Origin of the sequence: Pseudomonas sp. MUP55 (assembly GCF_034043515.1) — a bacterium.
Lineage (GTDB): Bacteria > Pseudomonadota > Gammaproteobacteria > Pseudomonadales > Pseudomonadaceae > Aquipseudomonas.
Map to the genome: position 1 here is coordinate 513,407 of NZ_CP138214.1, position 20,532 is coordinate 533,938.

The following is a 20,532-nucleotide window of genomic DNA, read 5'->3' on the forward strand; positions in this document are numbered from 1 at the left end:
CTGTGCGAAATTTGATTCTTGTAGGGCCGATGGGCGCTGGAAAAAGCACCATCGGCCGTTTGCTGGCCAAAGAGCTGCGCCTGCCATTCAAAGATTCCGACAAGGAAATTGAATTGCGCACGGGTGCCAATATCCCATGGATCTTCGATAAGGAAGGCGAACTGGGCTTTCGCGACCGCGAGCAGGCGATGATTGCCGAGCTGTGCGGCTGCGATGGCGTGGTATTGGCCACCGGCGGCGGCGCGGTGATGCGCGATGAAAACCGTCGCGCGCTGCACGCCGGTGGACGGGTCGTCTATCTGCACGCCTCGGTCGAGCAGCAGGTGGGTCGCACCGCCCGTGATCGCAATCGCCCATTGCTGCGCACGGCCAACCCGGAAAAAACCCTGCGAGACTTGCTTACGCTGCGCGATCCGCTATATCGGGAAATCGCCGATCTGGTGGTGGAAACCGATGAACGGCCGCCTCGAATGGTGGTGCTCGATATTCTTGAGCGCCTGCAACGACTACCACCCCGTTAAAGCCTGGCCGCAAATGCGCTATTCTCGGCGGCGCGCCATGACCTTGCGGGGTATGGCGTAGAGCCATCAGGCAGCGTCTGATCCAGACGTTACCGGTCGTCAAAACATCTTCAACGCGGGGACACATGCAGACACTTAAGGTCGATCTAGGCGAGCGCAGCTACCCGATCCATATTGGCGAAGGTCTGTTGGACCAGCCTGAACTGCTCGCACCGCATATTGCCGGTCGGCAAGTGGCGATCATCTCCAATGAAACGGTGGCGCCGCTGTATCTGGAGCGCCTGAGCCGCAGCCTGGCAGCGTATTCGGTGATCTCGGTGATCCTGCCCGACGGCGAAGCCCACAAGAACTGGGAAACCCTGCAACTGATTTTCGATGGCCTGCTGACCGCACGGCATGACCGCCGCACCACCGTGGTCGCCCTGGGCGGCGGTGTGATCGGCGACATGGCCGGCTTCGCGGCCGCCTGCTACCAGCGTGGCGTGGACTTCATCCAGGTGCCGACCACGTTGCTGTCCCAGGTCGATTCGTCGGTGGGCGGCAAGACCGGCATCAATCATCCGCTGGGCAAGAACATGGTCGGCGCGTTCTATCAGCCGCAGGCCGTGCTGATCGACACCGCGACCCTCAACACCCTGCCGCCCCGCGAGCTGTCGGCGGGCCTGGCCGAAGTCATCAAGTACGGGCTGATCTGCGATGAGCCCTTCCTGACCTGGCTGGAGGAACACATGGACGCCTTGCGCGCCCTTGACCAGGTGGCACTCACCGAAGCGATTTCCCGCTCATGCGCGGCCAAGGCGCTGGTGGTGAATGCCGACGAACGGGAGTCCGGTGTACGCGCTACCCTGAACCTGGGCCACACCTTCGGCCATGCGATTGAAACGCACATGGGCTATGGTGTGTGGCTGCATGGGGAAGCCGTAGCGGCTGGCACCGTGATGGCATTGGAGATGTCGCAGCGCCTGGGCTGGATCAGCGCCCAGGAGCGTGATCGCGGTATCCGTCTGTTCCAGCGCGCCGGTTTGCCGGTGATTCCGCCGTCTGAAATGACCGAGGCGGATTTCCTGGAACACATGGCAATAGACAAGAAAGTGATCGACGGTCGACTGCGCCTGGTGCTGTTGCGCCACATGGGCGAAGCAGTGGTGACCGACGATTATCCGAAAGAGATTCTACAGGCCACGCTGGGAGCGGATTACCGCGCCCTGGCCCAGCTCAAAGGTTAATAAGACCCGATGACTAGTTTGCATGCCGACGAGGCGTTCCTCGGCCATTACCACCTGAGCCACGACCCTTTCGCGCCTCGGGTGCCAGGTTTCAAATTCTTCCCTGCCCAGCGCAAACCGGTGCTTGGGCAACTGCACCATCTGGCGCGCTACAGCCAGTTGCTGCTGGTGGTCACGGGGCCGTTGGGCAGCGGCAAGACCTTGCTGCGCCAGGCGCTGGTCGCCAGCACCAACAAGCAATCGGTGCAGAGCGTGGTGGTCTCGGCCCGTGGTGCCGGTGATGCGGCCGGCGTATTGCGTCAGGTGGCGCAGGCGCTGGACGTCGCCAACGCCGAGCCCAACGCGATCCTCAAGCAGGTGGTGCAACTGGGCCTGACCGGCCAGGAAGTCTATCTGCTGGTGGATGACGCCGAGCAGCTCGATGAGTCCGCCCTGGAAGCGTTGTTGGCGCTGGCGGCGGGTACGCCGGAAGGTCGCCCCCATGTGTTCCTGTTTGGCGAGTCGTCGTTGATCGCCGATCTGGAGCAGATCAGCGGTGAGCAAGAGCTGTTTCACGTCATCGAATTGCAGCCGTACGAAGAGGAAGAAACCCGCGAATACCTGGCGCAGCGCCTCGAAGGTGCCGGGGCCGGTATCGAACTTTTCTCCGCTGCACAGATCTCTGATATTCACGAAAGCTCCGATGGCTGGCCTGGCAACATCAATCAGGTTGCCCGCGATGCAATGATCGAAGCCATGATTGCCAGCCGCTCCGCGGTCAAGCGTCCAAAGATGGGGTTCACTATGCCTAAGAAGCACGTATTGGCTATTTCCGCCGTTGTCGTGGTCGCTGTTGCCGCCGCCTGGTTGATCCCGGGTCGCAGCAAGGCACCGACAACCGCCGGCGCGCCAACCGAACAGGCGCAGTTGCCACTGGGCAAGCCCACGCCAAATGTCGAATTCGCCAACTCCGGCCAACCGACCAACCTGCCAATGGTCGGCCAACCTGTGATGCGCGGCCCGCTGGCGGAAGAAGCCGGTGGCATCTCCGAAGGCGACGACGGCGTGCCAGTGGAAGGCTCCAGCGCCACGCCACCCACCGTGACCACCACCGCGCCGCCTGCGGGCGTGCCAGCCGGTACGCCAGCGACGCCGGTTGCCCCCGTTGCGCCGGCCGCCAAGCCGACCCCCGCGCCGACGGTCGCCACGGCCAAGCCAGCCCCGGTCGCCAAGCCCGCTCCAGCGCCAGCGCCGGCGGCCAAGCCTGCTGAAAAGCCTGCGGCCACCGTTGCCAAGGCCGGTGCTGCTGGCAGCAGCTGGTACAGCAGCCAGCCTACCGGTAACTTCGTGGTGCAGATCCTCGGCACCAGCTCCGAGGCCAATGCCCAGGCGTTCGTCAAGGAACAGGGCGGGCAGTACCGTTATTTCAAGAAAGTGCTCAACGGCAAGCCGCTGTATGTGATCACTTACGGCAGCTTCCCAAGCCGCGCCGCAGCCGATTCCGCCATCAAGGCCTTGCCAGCGAAGGTTCAGGCTGGTAAACCTTGGCCTCGCACTGTTGCCAGCGTTCAACAAGAACTGGCAACAACTCGCTGAAGATCCGGCGGCCTTACCCAGGCCGCCCTCCCGGCACCTCAAAAAAACTACAACAGCGTGCAGCCCTGAAGGCCGCGCGCTTTGTGGTGTCTGCGTCACAGTAGCTTTTGAGTCGTAGCGGTCAGAATTAAAAAAGTTTTGACTAGCACAGCATATCGCTTTAAACCTTTCATAAATGCGACATAGATTTGCGACATTTCGTCGCTAAATTTGTGAGCGTCTGTGTCGGTGTGTACAATGACCTCCCTTTTGCCCCCGCTAAGCCGGCGTACGTTCGGCGTGGAAGGTAACCGGTTGAATTGAAAAGAAATTTGCCTCGGTATAAGAGGCAGCCTGGTGAGAAAGTGTCTATGAAAGCAGGTCTGTACCAACCCGATGAATTCAAGGATAACTGCGGTTTCGGCCTGATAGCCCACATGCAGGGCGAGCCCAGTCATACCCTTTTGCAAACGGCCATCGAGGCCCTGACCTGCATGACCCACCGCGGTGGGATCAACGCCGACGGCAAGACCGGTGACGGCTGCGGCTTGCTGATTCAAAAGCCCGACCAGTTCCTGCGCGCTGTCGCCAAAGAGCATTTCGCCGTCGAACTGCCCAAGCAGTACGCCGTGGGCATGGTGTTTTTCAATCAGGACCCGGTCAAAGCCCAAGCCGCTCGCGAGAACATGAACCGCGAGATCGTTGCCGCCGGCCTGCAACTCGTCGGCTGGCGCAAAGTGCCAATCGACACCAGCGTCCTCGGCCGCCTGGCCCTGGAGCGTCTGCCGCAGATCGAACAAGTGTTCATCGCAGGCGACGGCCTGAGCGACCAGGACATGGCGATCAAGCTGTTCACATCGCGTCGTCGCTCGTCGGTGCTCAACGCCGCCGACACCGACCACTACATCTGCAGCTTTTCCCACAAGACCATCATTTATAAAGGCCTGATGATGCCGGCGGACCTCACCGCCTTTTATCCGGACCTGAGCGATGAGCGCCTGCAAACCGCAATCTGCGTGTTTCACCAGCGCTTCTCCACCAACACCCTGCCGAAATGGCCGCTGGCCCAGCCATTCCGCTTCCTCGCCCACAACGGCGAGATCAACACCATCACCGGCAACCGTAACTGGGCCGTGGCCCGTCGCACCAAGTTCGCCAACGATCTGATGGACCTGGAAGAGCTCGGCCCGCTGGTCAACCGCGTCGGTTCGGACTCCTCCAGCATGGACAACATGCTCGAACTGATGGTCACCGGCGGCATCGACCTGTTCCGTGGCGTGCGCATGATCATTCCGCCAGCGTGGCAGAACGTCGAGACCATGGACCCCGATCTGCGGGCGTTCTACGAATACAACTCGATGCACATGGAACCGTGGGACGGCCCGGCCGGCGTGGTCATGACCGACGGCCGCTACGCGGTGTGCCTGCTCGACCGTAACGGTCTGCGCCCGGCGCGTTGGGTCACCACCACCAACGGTTTCATCACCCTGGCGTCGGAAATCGGCGTGTGGAACTACAAGCCCGAAGATGTCATCGCCAAAGGCCGCGTAGGCCCTGGGCAGATCCTGGCCGTGGACACCGAAACCGGGCAGATCCTCGACACCGACGCCATCGACAACCGTTTGAAGTCCCGTCATCCGTACAAGCAATGGCTGCGCAAGAACGCCCTGCGCATCCAGGCGACCATGGAAGACAACGACCACGGCTCGGCTTTCTACGACGTCGATCAGCTCAAGCAGTACATGAAGATGTACCAGGTCACGTTCGAAGAGCGCGACCAGGTGCTGCGCCCGCTCGGCGAGCAAGGCTATGAGGCGGTCGGCTCCATGGGCGACGATACGCCCATGGCTGTGCTGTCCCAGCGCGTGCGCACGCCGTACGACTACTTCCGCCAGCAATTCGCCCAGGTGACCAACCCACCGATCGATCCGCTGCGCGAAGCCATCGTGATGTCGCTGGAAGTGTGCCTCGGCGCCGAGCGCAACATCTTCCAGGAATCGCCGGAGCACGCCTCCCGCGTGATTCTCAGCTCGCCGGTCGTTTCGCCGGCCAAGTGGCGTTCGTTGATGACCCTGGAGCGTCCAGGTTTCGACCGCCAGATCATCGACCTGAACTACGACGAGAGCCTTGGCCTTGAAGCCGCTGTGCGCAACGTCGCCGACCAGGCCGAAGAAGCCGTGCGCGCCGGTCGTACCCAGATCGTGCTGACCGACCGGCATATTGCCCCCGGCAAGCTGCCGATCCACGCTTCGCTGGCCACCGGTGCGGTGCACCACCGCCTGACCGAAAAAGGCCTGCGCTGCGACTCCAACATCCTGGTGGAAACCGCCACCGCCCGCGACCCGCATCACTTCGCCGTATTGATCGGTTTCGGCGCTTCGGCGGTCTATCCGTTCCTCGCGTACGAAGTGCTCGGCGACCTGATCCGTACCGGTGAAGTGCTGGGCGACCTTTACGAAGTGTTCAAGAACTACCGTAAGGGCATCACCAAGGGCCTGCTCAAGATCCTGTCGAAGATGGGCATCTCCACGGTCACCTCGTACCGTGGCGCGCAACTGTTCGAAGCCATCGGCCTGTCCGAAGAAGTCTGCGAGCTGAGCTTCCGTGGCGTGCCAAGCCGTATCAAGGGTGCACGCTTCGTCGACATCGAAGCCGAACAGAAAGCCCTGGCGGCCGAAGCCTGGAGCGCGCGCAAGCCGATCCAGCAAGGCGGCCTGCTCAAGTTTGTGCACGGTGGTGAATATCACGCCTACAACCCGGACGTGGTCAGCACCCTGCAAGCCGCTGTGCAGCAGGGCGACTACGCCAAATTCAAGCAATACACGAGCCTGGTGGACAACCGCCCGGTGTCGATGATCCGCGACCTGTTCAAGGTCAAGACCCTGGACACGGCGCTGGACATCAGCGAAATCGAGCCGCTGGAATCGATCCTCAAGCGCTTTGACTCCGCTGGTATTTCCCTGGGTGCGTTGTCGCCCGAGGCTCACGAAGCCCTGGCCGAAGCCATGAACCGCCTGGGCGCGCGTTCCAACTCCGGCGAAGGCGGCGAAGACCCGGCGCGCTACGGCACGCTCAAAAGCTCGAAAATCAAGCAGGTGGCTACCGGCCGTTTCGGTGTAACCCCGGAATACCTGGTCAACGCCGAAGTGCTGCAGATCAAGGTCGCCCAGGGCGCCAAGCCCGGTGAAGGCGGCCAGTTGCCAGGCGGCAAGGTCAACGGTCTGATCGCCAAGCTGCGTTATGCGGTACCCGGCGTGACGCTGATCTCGCCACCGCCGCACCACGACATCTACTCGATTGAAGACCTGTCGCAGCTGATTTTCGACCTTAAACAAGTCAACCCGCAGGCTCTGGTCTCGGTGAAACTGGTCGCGGAAGCCGGCGTGGGTACCATCGCCGCCGGTGTGGCCAAGGCCTATGCCGACCTGATCACCATTTCCGGCTACGACGGCGGCACCGGTGCTTCGCCGCTGACCTCGATCAAATATGCCGGCGCACCCTGGGAGCTCGGCCTGGCCGAAACCCACCAGACACTGCGCGGCAACGACCTGCGCGGCAAAGTGCGGGTACAAACCGACGGCGGCCTGAAAACCGGCCTCGACGTGATCAAGGCCGCGATCCTCGGCGCCGAAAGCTTCGGTTTCGGCACCGCGCCGATGATCGCCCTGGGCTGCAAATACCTGCGCATCTGCCACCTGAACAACTGCGCGACCGGCGTTGCCACCCAGAACGAGAAGCTGCGCAAGGACCACTACATTGGCACCGTCGACATGGTGGTGAATTTCTTCACCTACGTCGCCGAAGAGACCCGTGAGTGGCTGGCCAAGCTGGGCGTGCGCTCGCTGGAAGAGCTGATCGGCCGTACCGATCTGCTGGACATTCTTGAAGGCCAGACCGCCAAGCAACAGCACCTGGACCTGACGCCGCTGTTGGGCAGCGATCACATTCCGGCAGACAAGCCACAGTTCTGCCAGGTGGACCGCAACCCGCCGTTCGATAAAGGCATGCTGGCCGAGAAGATGGTTGACCTCGCCGGCTCCTCGATCAACGACGCCAGCGGTGGTGAGTTCGCCCTGGACATCTGCAACTGCGACCGTTCCATCGGCGCGCGCATCTCCGGCGAAATCGCGCGCAAGCACGGCAACCAGGGCATGGCGAAAGCGCCGATCACCTTCCGCTTCAAGGGCACCGCGGGCCAGAGCTTCGGCGTGTGGAACGCCGGTGGCCTGCACATGTACCTGGAAGGCGACGCCAACGACTACGTGGGCAAGGGCATGACCGGCGGCAAGCTGGTGATCGTCGCGCCTCAAGGCAGCGTCTACAAGAGCCAGGAAAGTGCCATCATCGGCAACACCTGCCTGTACGGCGCCACCGGTGGCAAGCTGTTCGCCGCCGGTACCGCCGGTGAGCGTTTCGCCGTGCGTAACTCCGGTGCCCACACCGTGGTCGAAGGCACTGGCGATCACTGCTGCGAGTACATGACTGGTGGCTTTGTCGCGGTACTGGGCAAGACCGGTTACAACTTCGGTTCGGGCATGACCGGCGGTTTCGCCTACGTGCTCGACCAGGACAACACCTTCGTCGACAAGGTCAACCATGAGTTGGTCGAGATCCAGCGGATCAGCGGCGAGGCCATGGAGTCGTACCGCAACCACTTGCAGCACGTGCTGGACGAGTACGTTGAGGAAACCGGCAGCGAATGGGGTCGTAACCTCGCCGAGAACCTCGATGATTACCTGCGTCGTTTCTGGCTGGTCAAGCCCAAGGCGGCGAGTTTGAAATCTTTGCTGTCGAGCACACTTGCGAGTCCGCAATGACGACGCAGCGGCAAGTAGCAAGCTTCAAGCCGCAAGCTAAGGGCAGTGCGCGGTGTGCCGGTTTATTTGATTTCTTGCAGCTTGAAGCTCGTAGCTTAAAGCTGTCGTGTACGAGGTTTTAACATGGCTGAACGTCTGAATAACGACTTCCAGTTCATCGATGTCGGGCGCAAAGATCCGAAGAAGAAACTGTTACGTCAACGCAAGAAAGAGTTCGTGGAAATCTACGAACCCTTCAAACCCCAGCACTCGGCCGACCAGGCCCACCGCTGCCTGGGGTGCGGTAACCCGTATTGCGAATGGAAGTGCCCGGTGCACAACTTCATTCCCAACTGGCTGAAATTGGTGGCCGAGGGCAACATCCTCGCCGCCGCCGAGCTGTCGCACCAGACCAACACCCTGCCGGAAGTCTGCGGCCGGGTGTGCCCGCAGGACCGTCTGTGCGAGGGTGCGTGCACCCTCAACGACGGCTTCGGCGCGGTGACCATCGGTTCGGTGGAGAAGTACATCACCGACACCGCGTTCGCCATGGGCTGGCGTCCGGACATGTCCAAGGTCAAACCGACCGGCAAGCGCGTCGCGATCATCGGCGCGGGCCCGGCCGGCCTGGGCTGCGCCGACGTATTGGTGCGTGGCGGCGTGACCCCGGTGGTGTTCGACAAGAACCCGGAAATCGGTGGCCTGCTGACCTTCGGCATCCCCGAGTTCAAGCTGGAAAAGACCGTACTGAGCAACCGTCGCGAAGTGTTCACCGGCATGGGCATCGAGTTCCGCCTGAACACCGAGATCGGCAAAGACATCACCATGCAGCAACTGCTCGCCGAATACGATGCGGTCTTCATGGGCATGGGCACCTACACCTACATGAAGGGCGGTTTTGCCGGTGAGGACCTGCCGGGCGTGTATGACGCGCTCGACTTCCTGATCGCCAACGTCAACCGCAACCTGGGCTTTGAAAAGTCGCCGGAAGATTTCGTCGACATGAAGGGCAAGAAGGTCGTGGTACTCGGCGGGGGTGACACCGCGATGGACTGCAACCGTACGTCGATCCGCCAGGGCGCCAAGTCGGTGACCTGTGCCTATCGTCGTGACGAAGCCAACATGCCCGGCTCGCGCAAAGAGGTGAAGAACGCCAAGGAAGAAGGCGTGAAATTCCTCTACAACCGCCAGCCGATCGCTATCGTGGGCGAAGATCGCGTCGAAGGCGTGAAGGTGGTCGAGACCCGTCTTGGCGAACCCGACGCCCGTGGCCGTCGCAGCCCGGAGCCGATTCCGGGGTCCGAAGAGATCATCCCGGCCGACGCCGTGGTCATCGCCTTCGGCTTCCGCCCAAGCCCGGCGCCGTGGTTCGAACAGTTCGACATCCAGACCGACAGCCAGGGCCGCGTCGTCGCCCCGGAACAAGGCCAGTACAAGCACCAGACCAGCAACCCGAAAATCTTCGCCGGTGGCGATATGGTGCGCGGCTCTGACCTGGTGGTAACCGCGATCTTCGAAGGCCGTAACGCCGCCGAAGGCATTCTGGATTACCTGCAAGTCTGACCCCGATCCCGCTTGAAACGGGATCAAAATGTGGGAGGGGGCTTGCCCCCGATTGCGCAGTATCAGTCACCGGATTCACTGGCTGACACACCGCTATCGGGGGCAAGCCCCCTCCCACATTTGTTTTGTGCTGTGTTCAAGCGGGCGCGACAAATTGACCCGATAGACAAAAGGCACGGCGCATTCCGTGCCTTTTGCGTCGCGCTCTGAGAAAATGCCCGCACTTTTTTTGCGGATGCCGACATGACTGCCCTCAAGAACGACCGTTTCCTTCGTGCCCTGCTCAAGCAGCCCGTCGACGTCACCCCCGTGTGGATGATGCGTCAAGCCGGTCGCTACCTGCCTGAATACCGCGCCAGTCGCGCCAATGCGGGCGACTTCATGAGCCTGTGCATGAATCCTGCGTTCGCCTGCGAAGTCACGATGCAGCCGCTGGACCGCTACCCACAACTGGACGCGGCCATCCTCTTCTCCGACATCCTCACCATCCCGGACGCCATGGGCCAAGGCCTGTACTTTGAGACCGGCGAAGGCCCGCGTTTCAAGAAAGTCGTCAGCACCCTGGCCGATATCGAAGCCTTGCCGATCCCCGATCCGCACAAAGACCTCGGCTACGTGATGGATGCCGTCAGCACCATCCGCCGCGAGCTCAACGGCCGCGTGCCGCTGATCGGCTTCTCCGGCAGCCCATGGACCCTGGCCACTTACATGGTCGAAGGCGGCTCGTCGAAAGACTTCCGCAAGACCAAGGCCATGCTCTACGACAACCCGCAAGCCATGCACTTGCTGCTGGACAAGCTGGCGCAGTCGGTCACGTCCTACCTCAATGGCCAGATCATGGCCGGCGCCCAAGCGGTGCAGATTTTCGATACCTGGGGCGGCAACCTGTCGGCTGCGGCATACCAGGAATTCTCCCTGGCCTACATGCGCAAGATTGTCAGCGGCCTGATCCGTGAAAACGAAGGCCGCAAAGTGCCGGTCATCCTGTTCACCAAGGGCGGTGGCCTTTGGCTGGAAAGCATCGCCGATGCCGGCGCCGATGCACTGGGGCTGGACTGGACATGCGATATTGGCGAAGCGCGCCGCCGAGTCGGCAATCAGGTTGCGTTGCAAGGCAACATGGACCCCACCGTGCTGTACGCCAAACCTGAAGCGATCCGCACCGAAGTCGGCCGCATCCTCGCCAGCTACGGCAAAGGCACCGGCCACGTGTTCAACCTGGGCCATGGCATCACGCCGGAAGTGAATCCGGAGCATGCCGGGGCGTTCTTGCGCGCGGTGCACGAGCTGTCCGCCCAGTATCACGAATAAAACGCAAACAACATGTGGGAGGGGGCTTGCCCCCGATAGCGGTGTGTCAGGCTCAGTATCTGTCACTGATCCACCGCCATCGGGGGCTTGCCCCCTCCCACATTTAAAAGCAAGAAAGCCTCAGGCGCTCGCCTGCCTCAACGGCGGCAACTTGGCCAGCTTCAACGCCACCAGCAACGCGCCAATCAACAACGCCACGATAAACGCGCCAATCCCGTTCCACCCGCCGAAGTGCCAGAAAAACCCGCCTGCCGTCCCGGCAACGCTCGACCCGACGTAATAGCAGAACAAATACAGCGACGATGCCTGCCCCTTCGCCTTCAGCGCACGGCGGCCGATCCAACTGCTGGCCACCGAATGAGCTGCGAAGAAGCCAAAGGTAAAGATCAGCATGCCCGGCACCACCAGCCATAGGGGGGTGAACAGTGTCAGGAGCATGCCGGCGAGCATCAGCACAATGGTGCCCCACAGCACGCGGCGGCGGCCCAGGCGGTCGGCGAGGGCGCCGATTTTCGCCGAGCTGTAGATGCCGGACAGGTACACCAGCGACAGCAGGCCGACCACAGCCTGGCTGAGGTCATACGGGTCGGCCAGCAGGCGGTAGCCGATGTAGTTGAACAGGGTCACGAACGCACCCATCAGCAGGAAGGCTTCCAGGAACAGCCACGGCAGGCCCGCGTCCTTGAAATGCATCACGAAGCCGTCCAGCAGGCTGCGCGGCCTGAGGCTGCTGGCGCGGAAGTTGCGCGATTCGGGGAGGATTTTCCAGAACACCGTCGCGGCGATCAGCGCCAGGCCGCCGATGATCAGCATTGCCGTGTGCCAACTGACGAAGTCGATCAACACGCCGATGATCAGGCGCCCGCTCATGCCGCCAATCGCATTGCCGCCGATGTACAAGCCCATGGCCAGGCCGATGTGCTGCGGGTGGATCTCTTCGCTCAGGTAGGTCATGGCCACGGCGGCCAGGCCGCTCAACGACAGGCCCACCAGCGCACGCATCAGCAGAATGCCCTCCCAGTTGGGCATCAAGCCGCTGGCAATCGTAGCCAGCGCCGCACAGAACAGCGCGGCGACCATCACCGGCTTGCGCCCCAGCCGATCGGAAATCGGCCCGGTGATCAGCAGGCCGAAGGCAAGCATGGCCGTGGCGATCGACAGGATCAGGCTGCTTTGTGCGGCATTGATGGAAAACTCGTGGGACAGCGCCGGCATCATCGGCTGTACGCAATACAGCAGGGCGAAGGTCGCAAACCCGCCGGAGAACAGCGCCAGCACCGTGCGCATGAACATCGGCGTGCCTTTTTCAATGTAGTCGTCGTTCAGCTGGGCGACGACCTCATCCAGGGCAGTGGGCGGGGCTTCTTGCGCATGTGCAGCAACGGCAGATTTCACGGGAACCTCAGGGAAAAGACGGCCACGGCCGGCAATACGAAAAAGAATATAGCTGGCTAATGATTCTTTCCAATATATTGTTCGACCTGTTTGATAGCTTTAACGACCTAATGAGGTTTGCATGGAATTACGTCACCTGCGCTACTTCATCGCCGTAGCCGAAGAGCTGCATTTCGGTCGCGCCGCGCAAGTACTGGGGATTTCGCAACCGCCGTTGAGCCAGCAGATTCAAGCGCTGGAACAGGAACTGGGCGCGCGGTTATTCGAGCGTACCAATCGTCGGGTCGAGTTGAGTGAAGCGGGGCGCCTGTTCCTGAACGAAGCGCGCCTGGTGCTGGCCCAGGTCGATAAAGCGGCGGACGTCGCTCGGCGGGCGCAGATGGGAGAACTGGGAGAGCTGAAGATCGGCTTTACCTCGTCGGCGCCGTTCACCGCCAGCATCCCGCAGGCGATCTTTGCGTTTCGCCAAGCGTTTGCGGCCGTGCATTTGAGCCTGCAGGAGATGAGCAGCACCCAAGTCGCCGAATCTTTGGTGGATGAGTCGATCCAGGTCGGGTTCATGCGGCCATTACCGTTGCCGGACTCCCTCAGTGTGATCGAGCTGATGCGCGAGCCGTTGGTGGCGGTATTGAGCGCCGGGCATCCGCTGGCGCAAGGTAGCGAGCGCGGTTTGCACCTGGCGCAGTTGGCTGAGGAACCCTTTGTATTCTTCCCGCGCAGTTATGGCAGCGGCCTCTATGCGCAATTGCTCAACCTGGCCCGCGACGCCGGCTTCAGCCCGCGCTTTTCCCAGGAAGCGGGTGAAGCGATGACCATCATCGGCCTGGTGGCGGCGGGGCTGGGGGTGTCAGTGCTGCCCGCTTCCTACCAGCGTATTCGCATCGACGGCGTGGTGTACCGCACCTTGCTGGACCCGGAGGCGGTAACGGCGGTGTGGCTGGTGCAGCGCAAAGGCACGCAGTCGCCGATGGCGCAGGCGTTTGTGGAACTGCTGACACGTAAGGCGCAGCTGTAAGCTGGATCACATATCAGGTAACGCAACCGGCTTAGTCATTCGCGAGAAACCTGCGCAAAATCGCTTTTTTCAGGCGAGTGAATATGGATGGCACTTCTCTATCAGCCCAAGGAGGGCAGCGTGTTGATTTGTGATTTTCGTGGGTATGAGGTTCCAGAAATCACCAAGGTTCGGCCCGTTATTGTGGTACGCAAACATCGAACCAATAGATTGCTAGTCACGGTGGTTCCTCTAAGCACCACCGCTCCCCAGCAGGTGTTGGAGCATCATTTGCAGCTTGATAGCCACCTTCAGGGAGCAAGCCCGATCTGTTGGGCAAAATGCGACATCGTTGCGACGGTTAGCTTGGGCCGATTGGACCGGATCAAAAGTAAAGATCGTCATGGCAAACGAACTTACAAAGTCGCAGAGCTCACCAGTGACCAATTATTGGCAATAAAGGCGGCGGTGCGCAGTGCGCTGGGGTTGCGATAAAGTCGGACGGCATTTTGCTACTAATTGCAGGCAGTCTGTTTTCAGTCATACTGACCAGGTTCCCGAAAGGGGCTTGTGAGACTCTGAGGATCCTGGGCAACCAGCCATCGCAGAGCCAGGCAGGAAGCGGCGATGACAAGCCAACCTGTTTGTGAAAAGGGCGCCGAAAGGCGCCCTTTGTCGTTTCTGCTGTTACTGCATGCCCGCCGAGCGCAAACCCGCCATGATGTCGCGATCCAGCATGCTCACCCAACGGTTGTAGTTGCGGTGGATCTTGCCGTCCTTGTAGCCCAGGTCGCGGCTGTCGCGGTAGGTGATGGCGTAGCTGTTGCGGGTGTAGCGGATATCGATGGCCGCATAGAACTGGTTGCGCACGGTGATCTCGGCCTGCACCAGTTGCGGGCTCAGGCGTTGTACCGTCCACTCGCGTTTTTACAGGGCGGCGACGATTACCTGTTTCATTTTTTCTTCGCTGACCTGGGTGGTGGCCGGCAGTTCGTGCTGGGTGTTGAGCACCGGCTTGTTGGTGCAGCCGGCGGTAGTCAGCAGGGCCAGGGTGACCAGGGTGGCGCGTAGCAGGGAAGACATTCCGTTTTCTCCAATCGATTAAAAAGTCAGGACCAGCGGCGGAAGATCAACGAGGTGTTGACGCCGCCGAAGGCAAAATTGTTGTTCATCACGTAGTCGTGGTGCATCTCGCGAAAGCCACCTTGCAGGTAATCCAGCTCGCCGCATTGCGGGTCGACGGCGTCCAGGTTGAAGGTGTGCACGTACTGATCGCGGTTCATCATCTCGATGCTGAACCACGACTCCAGTGCCCCGCACGCACCCAGGGTGTGGCCCAGGAAACTCTTCTGCGAACTGATGGGCATGCGGCTGCCGAACAGGCTGCTGGTGGCCAGGGTTTCAGCGATGTCGCCCTGGTCGGTGGCGGTGCCGTGGCCGTTCACGTAGCCGATGGCGGATGGCTCAAGGCCGGCATCTTCCAGGGCCAGTTCCATGGCGCGGCGCATGGTCTTCTGTTCCGGACGAGTGGTGTGCTGACCATCGGCATTGCTGCCAAAACCGACCAGTTCGGCATGAATATGCGCACCCCGTGCCAATGCGTGTTCCAGCTCTTCCAGCACCAGCATGCCGCCGCCTTCACCGATCACCAACCCATCGCGACCGCTGTCATAGGGGCGTGGGCTGGTTTGGGGGGCGTCGTTTTTCAGGCTGGTGGCGTAGAGCGCGTCGAACACCATCGCCTCGGTGGGGCACAGCTCTTCGGCGCCTCCGGCGAGCATCAAGGGCAGGCGGCCGAACTTGATCGCCTCATAGGCATAGCCGATGCCCTGGCTGCCGCTGGTGCACGCGCTGGAGGTGGGGATCAAACGGCCGGTCAGGCCGAAGAAGATGCTGATATTCGCCGCGGTGGTGTGCGGCATCATGCGCACATAGGAGTTGGCGTTGAGCCCTTCGGCCACCGAGTTCAGCAGCATATTGCCGAACGCCTTGATCTCATCGGTGCTGCCGGTGGACGAGCCGCACGCCACACCCATGCGCCCGTCTTTGATCGACGCGTCACCGAGCAAGCCGGCGTCCTGCAACGCCTGCTCCGCTGCCCACACCGCCAGGCGCGAGACGCGGCCCATGCTGCGCAGCTGCTTGCGCGTCCAGTGCGCCGGTACGACAAAATCGTCAATCGGCCCGGCCAGGCGCGTGTTCAATTCGGTGAAACGGTCCCACTCGTCCATGCGCCGGATGCCGCTGCGGTTGGCGCGAAAGTTGGCCGCGATGGTGTTCCAGTCGCTGCCCAGGGAGGTCATGCCGGCCATGCCGGTGACAACAACGCGCTTCATCAGCACAGGCCCCCGTTCACGGCCAACACCTGGCGCGTGATATAGCCGGCCTCGGCCGACATCAGGAAATTCACGGCGCCTGCCACTTCTTCCGGTGTGCCCATGCGCTGTGCCGGGATCATTTTCATCAGTTCCTGCACCGGTACGTTTTCGTCGAGCATGGCGGTATCGATCAAGCCCGGTGCCACACAGTTGACGGTGATCTTGCGCTTGCCCAGCTCGATGGCCAGTGCCTTGGCTGCGCCGATCAGGCCCGCCTTGGACGCGCTGTAATTGACCTGCCCACGGTTGCCGATCAGCCCGGAGACCGAGGTGATGCACACGATGCGCCCGGCGGCGCGACGACGGATCATCGGCATCATCACCGGGTGCAGCACGTTGTAGAAACCGTCGAGGTTGGTGCGCATCACCACGTCCCAGTCGTCTTCGGACAGGGCCGGAAAGGCGCCGTCGCGGGTCAGGCCGGCATTGAGCACCACACCGTAATAAGCGCCATGCTGCTCAACGTCGGCTTCCAGGATCCGCTTGCACGCCGCGCGATCGGCTACGTCGAATTGCAGCACCCGCGCCTGGCGGCCCAGCGCTTGAATCTGGGCCTGTACCGCGCAGGCTTCGGCGCGGCCACTGCGGCAATGCAGCACGATGTCATGCCCGGCCTGGGCCAGGCGCAGGGCAATGGCGCGGCCGATGCCACGGCTGGAGCCGGTGACCAGTACGGATTCAGTCATGGCGTTTCGTCCTTCGATTCATCTAAATAGTTGGCCGCCTGGGGCGGTCGAAATACGTTCAAGCGTGCGCTGGCCTGGATCCCGTCGCCGGTGAGGTGGCATTCGAACACCCCCATGCCGTTGTCGTCTTCCAAGGAGCGCAGGCCGTGGATGTTCAATTCGGCGCCTGCGGGAAAGTGCTCCACGTTGCACTCGAATTTACGCGTGCCCAACAGGAAACCCAGTTCCACCGCCCGGCCTTGCTGGCGCGCGCGGCAACCGGCGTAGGCAGCGACGCTTTGCGCCATCAACTCGATACCGACCCAGGCCGGCAGGCTGCCGTCAGCCCGGTTGAACAGGCCGCCGGGCTTGACGGTGAGGCGGGTGTGCACGCGCTCTTCATCGAACGACAGCACCTGGTCGATCAGAATCATGTCGCCCGCGTGAGGCAGCAATTGGGTGAGTGGCCAATCGGTCATGGGGCCTCTCCAATAATCAGGCTGACGTTGTTGCCGCCGAAGGCAAACGAGTTGCTCATCAGGCAGGGTGTTTTCAAGGTGTCGCCCGTGCGTGCCCACTGCAACGCGGGCAGCGCCGGGTCCGCTTGGCCGTCCCACACGTGGGGCGGGACCAGGCCGTGAGTCAGGCTCAACCAGCAGAACGCCGCTTCCAATGCGCCCGCCGCGCCGAGGGTGTGACCGCTCATCGGCTTGGTCGAGGAACAGGCCACGCCGCCTGGAAACAGGCTGGCGACGGCCAGGCTCTCCATGGCGTCGTTGTGTTGGGTGGCGGTGCCGTGCAGGTTCAGGTAACCGATCTGTTCGGGCGCCAGTTTTGCGCAGGCCAAGGCCTTGCGCATCGCCTGCAACGCCCCTTTGCCGCTGGGCTCGGGCGCGGAGATATGGTGCGCGTCGCAACTGGCGCCGCTGCCCAGCAGGGCGACCGGTGCCGCCTCGCGGCTCATCACGAACAGCACCGCCGCTTCGCCGATATTGATACCGTTGCGGTTCACCGAGAATGGATTGCAGCGCTCGGCAGACACCGCTTCCAGTGCGGTAAACCCGTTGAGCGTCAGCCTGCACAGGCTGTCGACACCACCGCAGATCACCGCATCGCACACGCCCAGGTCGAGCAGGCGCTGGGCACTCATCAAGGCGCGGGCGCTGGAAGTGCAGGCGGTGGAGATCACATAGGCAGGGCCGCTCAATTGCAGCCAGTCGGCGAGGAAATTCGCCGGGGCGCTGAGTTCCTGCTGCTGGTAGTCGTAGTCGCCGGGAAACGCGTTGTCGCGCAGGTAGTGGGCGATGCCGCGACTGGCTTCGTCGATGCCCGAAGTGCTGGTGCCCAGCACCACGCCCACCCGTGAGCCGCCGTAGGTGTGGATCGCCTGGCGGATTTGCGCTTCGATCTGCAATGCGGCTTCCAACAGCAGCTGGTTATTGCGGCTGCTCTGCGGGCTCAGTTGCGCGGGAATGGCCGCCAGCTCGCCGCGCACAGCGGCCACCGGCACCACACGCTCTGGCACCCAGCCGCTCTCGGCGCGCATGCCGGAGCAGTCACCGGCAAACAGGCTGCGGCTGACCTCGGCCTGGCCGCGGCCCAGAGCGCAGATCACGCCGAGGGCATTGAGGTAGGCCGTCATTTGCCGACCCCCAGCGGGGTAATGCGATAGCTCAACGGTTGGCCCGCCATGTTCACGCTGAACACCTCTGAGGACTGATAGACGATTTGCCAATGGCCCGGCAGCGTTCGCGTGAGGTCCATGGCCTGGGCCGAAGGATACAGCGCGCGCACGTCGTCCGCCGAGGTCAGGGCAAACAGCAGCGCGGCGAACAGTTCGCGTGCCTGGGGGTTGGGCGGCAGCAAACCATCGGCCTGCCACTGCCCGTCGATCAGCTTCTGCCGGGCCTGGGGAATGCCCAGCGGGTCCATCATCGACCAGCGAATCGCCGCCCCTTCACGCTGGATCACCAACAGCCAGTCCTGACTACGCTCGCCTTCCAGTCGCTGCACATGCAATTGCATCGGCAAGGCCAGGGCCGGGATTTTTTCCGGCAGCGGCGTCTGGCTGGCGCATGCGCCGAGCAACAACAGGCAACCGATCAACAACCAGCGCATCATAAGCTCGCGCTCTCCAGCGGCTTGCGCGCCACGCAATTGACCAGGGTTTCCTCACGCTGGCCCACCGGCGGCGCCTGGCGCAGGCCCCAGCGTTCGAGCAGGCCGAAATCACTGGAGCGGCTCCACCACAGATAGGGGTAGGAGACGTTCTGCGCACCGAATTCAAAGCCTTGCTCGCGCAGCATGTCCAGGTACTCCTCGGCGCTTTTCTGCACGTGCATCGGGTGACGGAACAGCCAGCGAATCACCCAGGTATCGATATAGGCTTCAGTGGATTCGGCAAACAGCAAATAGCCGCCCGGCTTGAGCACCCGATAGAACTCCTTGAGGGAACGGTGTTGCTCGACCAAGTGGTGAAAGGTCTGGTGGCAGAACACGATATCGACGCTGGCGTCGGCGACGTCGAGGGTGGCGCAGTCGCTGGCGATCAACTCCACGTCCAGGCCCTGGCGAGCCGCTTCTTCGCGGCTCAGCGCCAGGCTGTGGGGGTCGGCATCCAGGCCGATCAGGCGCGAGGGTGCAAAGACCTGCTGCAGCAACTTGAACGACTTTCCCTGGCCGCAGCCGGCGTCGAGCAATACCGGCGCGGCCGGCAGCGGCTCGCTGAACAGGCTGCGCAGGTCATTGATCGCCACACGCAGTACATGGTGCTGCCAGGTGTGGCTGCGCAGGAACCAGAAGCCGAACCGGGGTTCTTCGACGTAGTTTTTACTCAGGTATTGGCTGCTCATGCCGTCTCACTCGCACAGATTTGCGACAACATCCGCAGGCGCCGCTTGGGCTCACTGACAAACGGGTTGCGTTCGTCCCAGGCGTAACCGGCCAGAATCGAGCTGATCATGCGGCGAATCTCCGGCGAGCTGGCGGCGTGGAAAATTACATCCTGGAAGGTGCCGGCATACCAGCCCTCCACGTAGCAACGGAAGGTGTCGACACCGCGCTTCAGCGGTTCGGCAAACTCGGTTTGCCAGTCCACCGTTTCGCCTTGCAGTTGGCGATGCAACAAGCCTGCGGCCATGCTCGCCGAGCGCATGGCGATGGTCACGCCGGAGGAGAACACCGGGTCGAGAAATTCCGCCGCGTTGCCCAGCAGCGCAAAACCCGGGCCGTGCAGGGTTTTGACGTTGGCCGCATAGCCGCCGATGCTGCGCGCCGGAGTGTCCCACACAGCATGTTGCAGCACGCCGGACAGGCTTGGGGTTTGCTCGATAAAGCCGCGCAGGCAGGCGTCGAGGTCGCCGTCCTGGCCGTCAAAATGTTCCTGGGCCGCGACCACGCCCACCGAGCAGCGGCCGTTGCTGAACGGGATGGTCCAGAACCAGATGTCGCGCTTCTCGGGATGGGTCGTCACCAGAATCTTGGTGCGGTCAAAGCCTGGGTGTTCGATGCGGTCTTCGACGTGAGTGAACACGGCCTTGCGCAGCGGGAAATTCGACGGCGCTTCAAGGTCCAGCAGGCGCGACAGCACGCGGCCGTAGCCACTGGCATCCAGCACGAACCTGGCCTTGAGGTGGTACTCGCTGCCATTCTGGCGGCGCACGTGCAGGTAGCGACACTCGCCGGAAAAGTCCACGCCCACGATGCTTTCGCCGTAGCGGATTTCCACACCCTGCAACGCTGCCTGATCCGCCAGCAGCTTGTCGAACTCGGCGCGCTGCACCTGGAAGGTCGTTGGCTTGCCGTTGCTGAACGTGTCACCGAAATCGAACGCACTGTAGCGCTCGCCCCAGGCGAACGCGGCGCCGGTTTTCAGTTGAAAGCCGGCAGCCTGCACGGCCTCAAGCATGCCGGCTTCTTCGATAAAGTCGATGCAGTGCGACAGCAGGCTTTCGCCAATCGAGAAACGCGGAAAATGCTCGCGCTCGATAATCAATACATCATGCCCTTTGCGCTTGAGCAGCGCGGCCGCGATGGCGCCGGATGGGCCGGCACCGATCACCACCACCTGGCGACGTTCCATTTCAACTGTGGGCACGAAGGCTCCTTGCCACTTTGGCGATATTCACAT

Annotated in this window: 16 protein-coding genes and 1 pseudogene; 8 read left to right on the forward strand and 9 right to left on the reverse strand. The window is 62.2% G+C overall.

Annotated elements, in window-relative coordinates; genetic code table 11:
- Nucleotides 1-2: 2 nt before the first annotated feature.
- The 6 genes from aroK (at nt 3) to hemE (ending at nt 10,971) form a co-directional block, all read left to right on the forward strand.
- Nucleotides 3-521: a shikimate kinase AroK gene (gene aroK / locus SC318_RS02175; RefSeq protein WP_010213757.1), complete on the forward strand. Its 519-nt coding sequence runs from the start codon at nt 3-5 to the stop codon at nt 519-521.
- Nucleotides 522-646: 125 nt separating this feature from the next.
- Complete coding sequence (gene aroB, locus SC318_RS02180; RefSeq protein WP_124384768.1) at nt 647-1,747, forward strand: 3-dehydroquinate synthase; 1,101 nt, start codon at nt 647-649, stop codon at nt 1,745-1,747.
- A 9-nt stretch (nt 1,748-1,756) separates the two neighbouring features.
- Complete coding sequence (locus SC318_RS02185) at nt 1,757-3,322, forward strand: SPOR domain-containing protein (protein ID WP_320429458.1); 1,566 nt, start codon at nt 1,757-1,759, stop codon at nt 3,320-3,322.
- Nucleotides 3,323-3,672: 350 nt separating this feature from the next.
- Entirely contained in the window at nt 3,673-8,118 is a 4,446-nt protein-coding gene (gene gltB, locus SC318_RS02190; RefSeq protein WP_320429459.1) for a glutamate synthase large subunit, read from the forward strand.
- Between the two features lie 123 nt (nt 8,119-8,241).
- The gene (locus SC318_RS02195) at nt 8,242-9,660 is read left to right on the forward strand and encodes a glutamate synthase small subunit GltD family protein (RefSeq protein ID WP_320429460.1); all 1,419 of its coding nucleotides are present in this window, start codon (nt 8,242-8,244) and stop codon (nt 9,658-9,660) included.
- Between the two features lie 243 nt (nt 9,661-9,903).
- Complete coding sequence (gene hemE, locus SC318_RS02200; protein ID WP_320429461.1) at nt 9,904-10,971, forward strand: uroporphyrinogen decarboxylase; 1,068 nt, start codon at nt 9,904-9,906, stop codon at nt 10,969-10,971.
- 120 nt (nt 10,972-11,091) lie between these two features.
- Here the strand turns inward: hemE and SC318_RS02205 are convergent, their stop codons facing one another.
- Nucleotides 11,092-12,318: an MFS transporter gene (locus SC318_RS02205; RefSeq protein ID WP_413817631.1), complete on the reverse strand. Its 1,227-nt coding sequence runs from the start codon at nt 12,316-12,318 to the stop codon at nt 11,092-11,094.
- 169 nt (nt 12,319-12,487) lie between these two features.
- On the opposite strand from SC318_RS02205, the gene SC318_RS02210 reads away from it, so the two are divergent.
- On the forward strand, nt 12,488-13,381 hold the full coding sequence (locus SC318_RS02210) for a LysR family transcriptional regulator (protein WP_320429463.1): 894 nt from the start codon (nt 12,488-12,490) through the stop codon (nt 13,379-13,381).
- A gap of 87 nt (nt 13,382-13,468) precedes the next feature.
- Complete coding sequence (locus SC318_RS02215) at nt 13,469-13,855, forward strand: type II toxin-antitoxin system PemK/MazF family toxin (RefSeq protein ID WP_320429464.1); 387 nt, start codon at nt 13,469-13,471, stop codon at nt 13,853-13,855.
- Between the two features lie 192 nt (nt 13,856-14,047).
- Here the strand turns inward: SC318_RS02215 and SC318_RS02220 are convergent.
- From SC318_RS02220 to SC318_RS02255, 8 genes and pseudogenes are all read right to left on the reverse strand, one after another.
- Nucleotides 14,048-14,443, reverse strand: a pseudogene (locus SC318_RS02220) (hypothetical protein).
- 26 nt (nt 14,444-14,469) lie between these two features.
- Nucleotides 14,470-15,696 carry a beta-ketoacyl-ACP synthase gene (locus tag SC318_RS02225; protein WP_320429465.1) on the reverse strand — a complete coding sequence of 409 codons (1,227 nt, stop codon included), beginning with the start codon at nt 15,694-15,696 and terminating at the stop codon, nt 14,470-14,472.
- Nucleotides 15,696-16,424, reverse strand: coding sequence for a 3-oxoacyl-ACP reductase FabG (gene fabG, locus SC318_RS02230; RefSeq protein WP_320429466.1), 729 nt, complete (start codon nt 16,422-16,424; stop codon nt 15,696-15,698). The genes SC318_RS02225 and fabG overlap by 1 nt, the downstream gene beginning before the upstream one ends.
- On the reverse strand, nt 16,421-16,882 hold the full coding sequence (locus SC318_RS02235; RefSeq protein ID WP_320429467.1) for a hotdog family protein: 462 nt from the start codon (nt 16,880-16,882) through the stop codon (nt 16,421-16,423). Before SC318_RS02235 ends, fabG begins: the two co-directional genes overlap by 4 nt.
- Entirely contained in the window at nt 16,879-18,045 is a 1,167-nt protein-coding gene (locus tag SC318_RS02240) for a beta-ketoacyl-[acyl-carrier-protein] synthase family protein (protein WP_320429468.1), read from the reverse strand. Before SC318_RS02240 ends, SC318_RS02235 begins: the two co-directional genes overlap by 4 nt.
- Nucleotides 18,042-18,524: a hypothetical protein gene (locus SC318_RS02245; RefSeq protein WP_320429469.1), complete on the reverse strand. Its 483-nt coding sequence runs from the start codon at nt 18,522-18,524 to the stop codon at nt 18,042-18,044. The genes SC318_RS02240 and SC318_RS02245 overlap by 4 nt, the downstream gene beginning before the upstream one ends.
- On the reverse strand, nt 18,521-19,255 hold the full coding sequence (locus SC318_RS02250) for a class I SAM-dependent methyltransferase (RefSeq protein ID WP_320429470.1): 735 nt from the start codon (nt 19,253-19,255) through the stop codon (nt 18,521-18,523). The genes SC318_RS02245 and SC318_RS02250 overlap by 4 nt, the downstream gene beginning before the upstream one ends.
- Nucleotides 19,252-20,499, reverse strand: coding sequence for an NAD(P)/FAD-dependent oxidoreductase (locus SC318_RS02255; RefSeq protein ID WP_320429471.1), 1,248 nt, complete (start codon nt 20,497-20,499; stop codon nt 19,252-19,254). The genes SC318_RS02250 and SC318_RS02255 overlap by 4 nt, the downstream gene beginning before the upstream one ends.
- Between the last annotated feature and the right edge of the window lie 33 nt (nt 20,500-20,532).

Excerpts from the sequence above, each read along its gene's own strand:
- aroB (WP_124384768.1), top strand. The coding sequence starts at position 647 with ATGCAGACACTTAAGGTCGATCTAGGCGAGCGCAGCTACCCGATCCAT.
- SC318_RS02185 (WP_320429458.1), top strand. The coding sequence starts at position 1,757 with ATGACTAGTTTGCATGCCGACGAGGCGTTCCTCGGCCATTACCACCTG.
- gltB (WP_320429459.1), top strand. The coding sequence starts at position 3,673 with ATGAAAGCAGGTCTGTACCAACCCGATGAATTCAAGGATAACTGCGGT.
- SC318_RS02195 (WP_320429460.1), top strand. The coding sequence starts at position 8,242 with ATGGCTGAACGTCTGAATAACGACTTCCAGTTCATCGATGTCGGGCGC.
- hemE (WP_320429461.1), top strand. The coding sequence starts at position 9,904 with ATGACTGCCCTCAAGAACGACCGTTTCCTTCGTGCCCTGCTCAAGCAG.
- SC318_RS02210 (WP_320429463.1), top strand. The coding sequence starts at position 12,488 with ATGGAATTACGTCACCTGCGCTACTTCATCGCCGTAGCCGAAGAGCTG.
- SC318_RS02215 (WP_320429464.1), top strand. The coding sequence starts at position 13,469 with ATGGCACTTCTCTATCAGCCCAAGGAGGGCAGCGTGTTGATTTGTGAT.
- SC318_RS02225 (WP_320429465.1), bottom strand. The coding sequence starts at position 15,696 with ATGAAGCGCGTTGTTGTCACCGGCATGGCCGGCATGACCTCCCTGGGC.
- fabG (WP_320429466.1), bottom strand. The coding sequence starts at position 16,424 with ATGACTGAATCCGTACTGGTCACCGGCTCCAGCCGTGGCATCGGCCGC.
- SC318_RS02235 (WP_320429467.1), bottom strand. The coding sequence starts at position 16,882 with ATGACCGATTGGCCACTCACCCAATTGCTGCCTCACGCGGGCGACATG.
- SC318_RS02240 (WP_320429468.1), bottom strand. The coding sequence starts at position 18,045 with ATGACGGCCTACCTCAATGCCCTCGGCGTGATCTGCGCTCTGGGCCGC.
- SC318_RS02245 (WP_320429469.1), bottom strand. The coding sequence starts at position 18,524 with ATGATGCGCTGGTTGTTGATCGGTTGCCTGTTGTTGCTCGGCGCATGC.
- SC318_RS02250 (WP_320429470.1), bottom strand. The coding sequence starts at position 19,255 with ATGAGCAGCCAATACCTGAGTAAAAACTACGTCGAAGAACCCCGGTTC.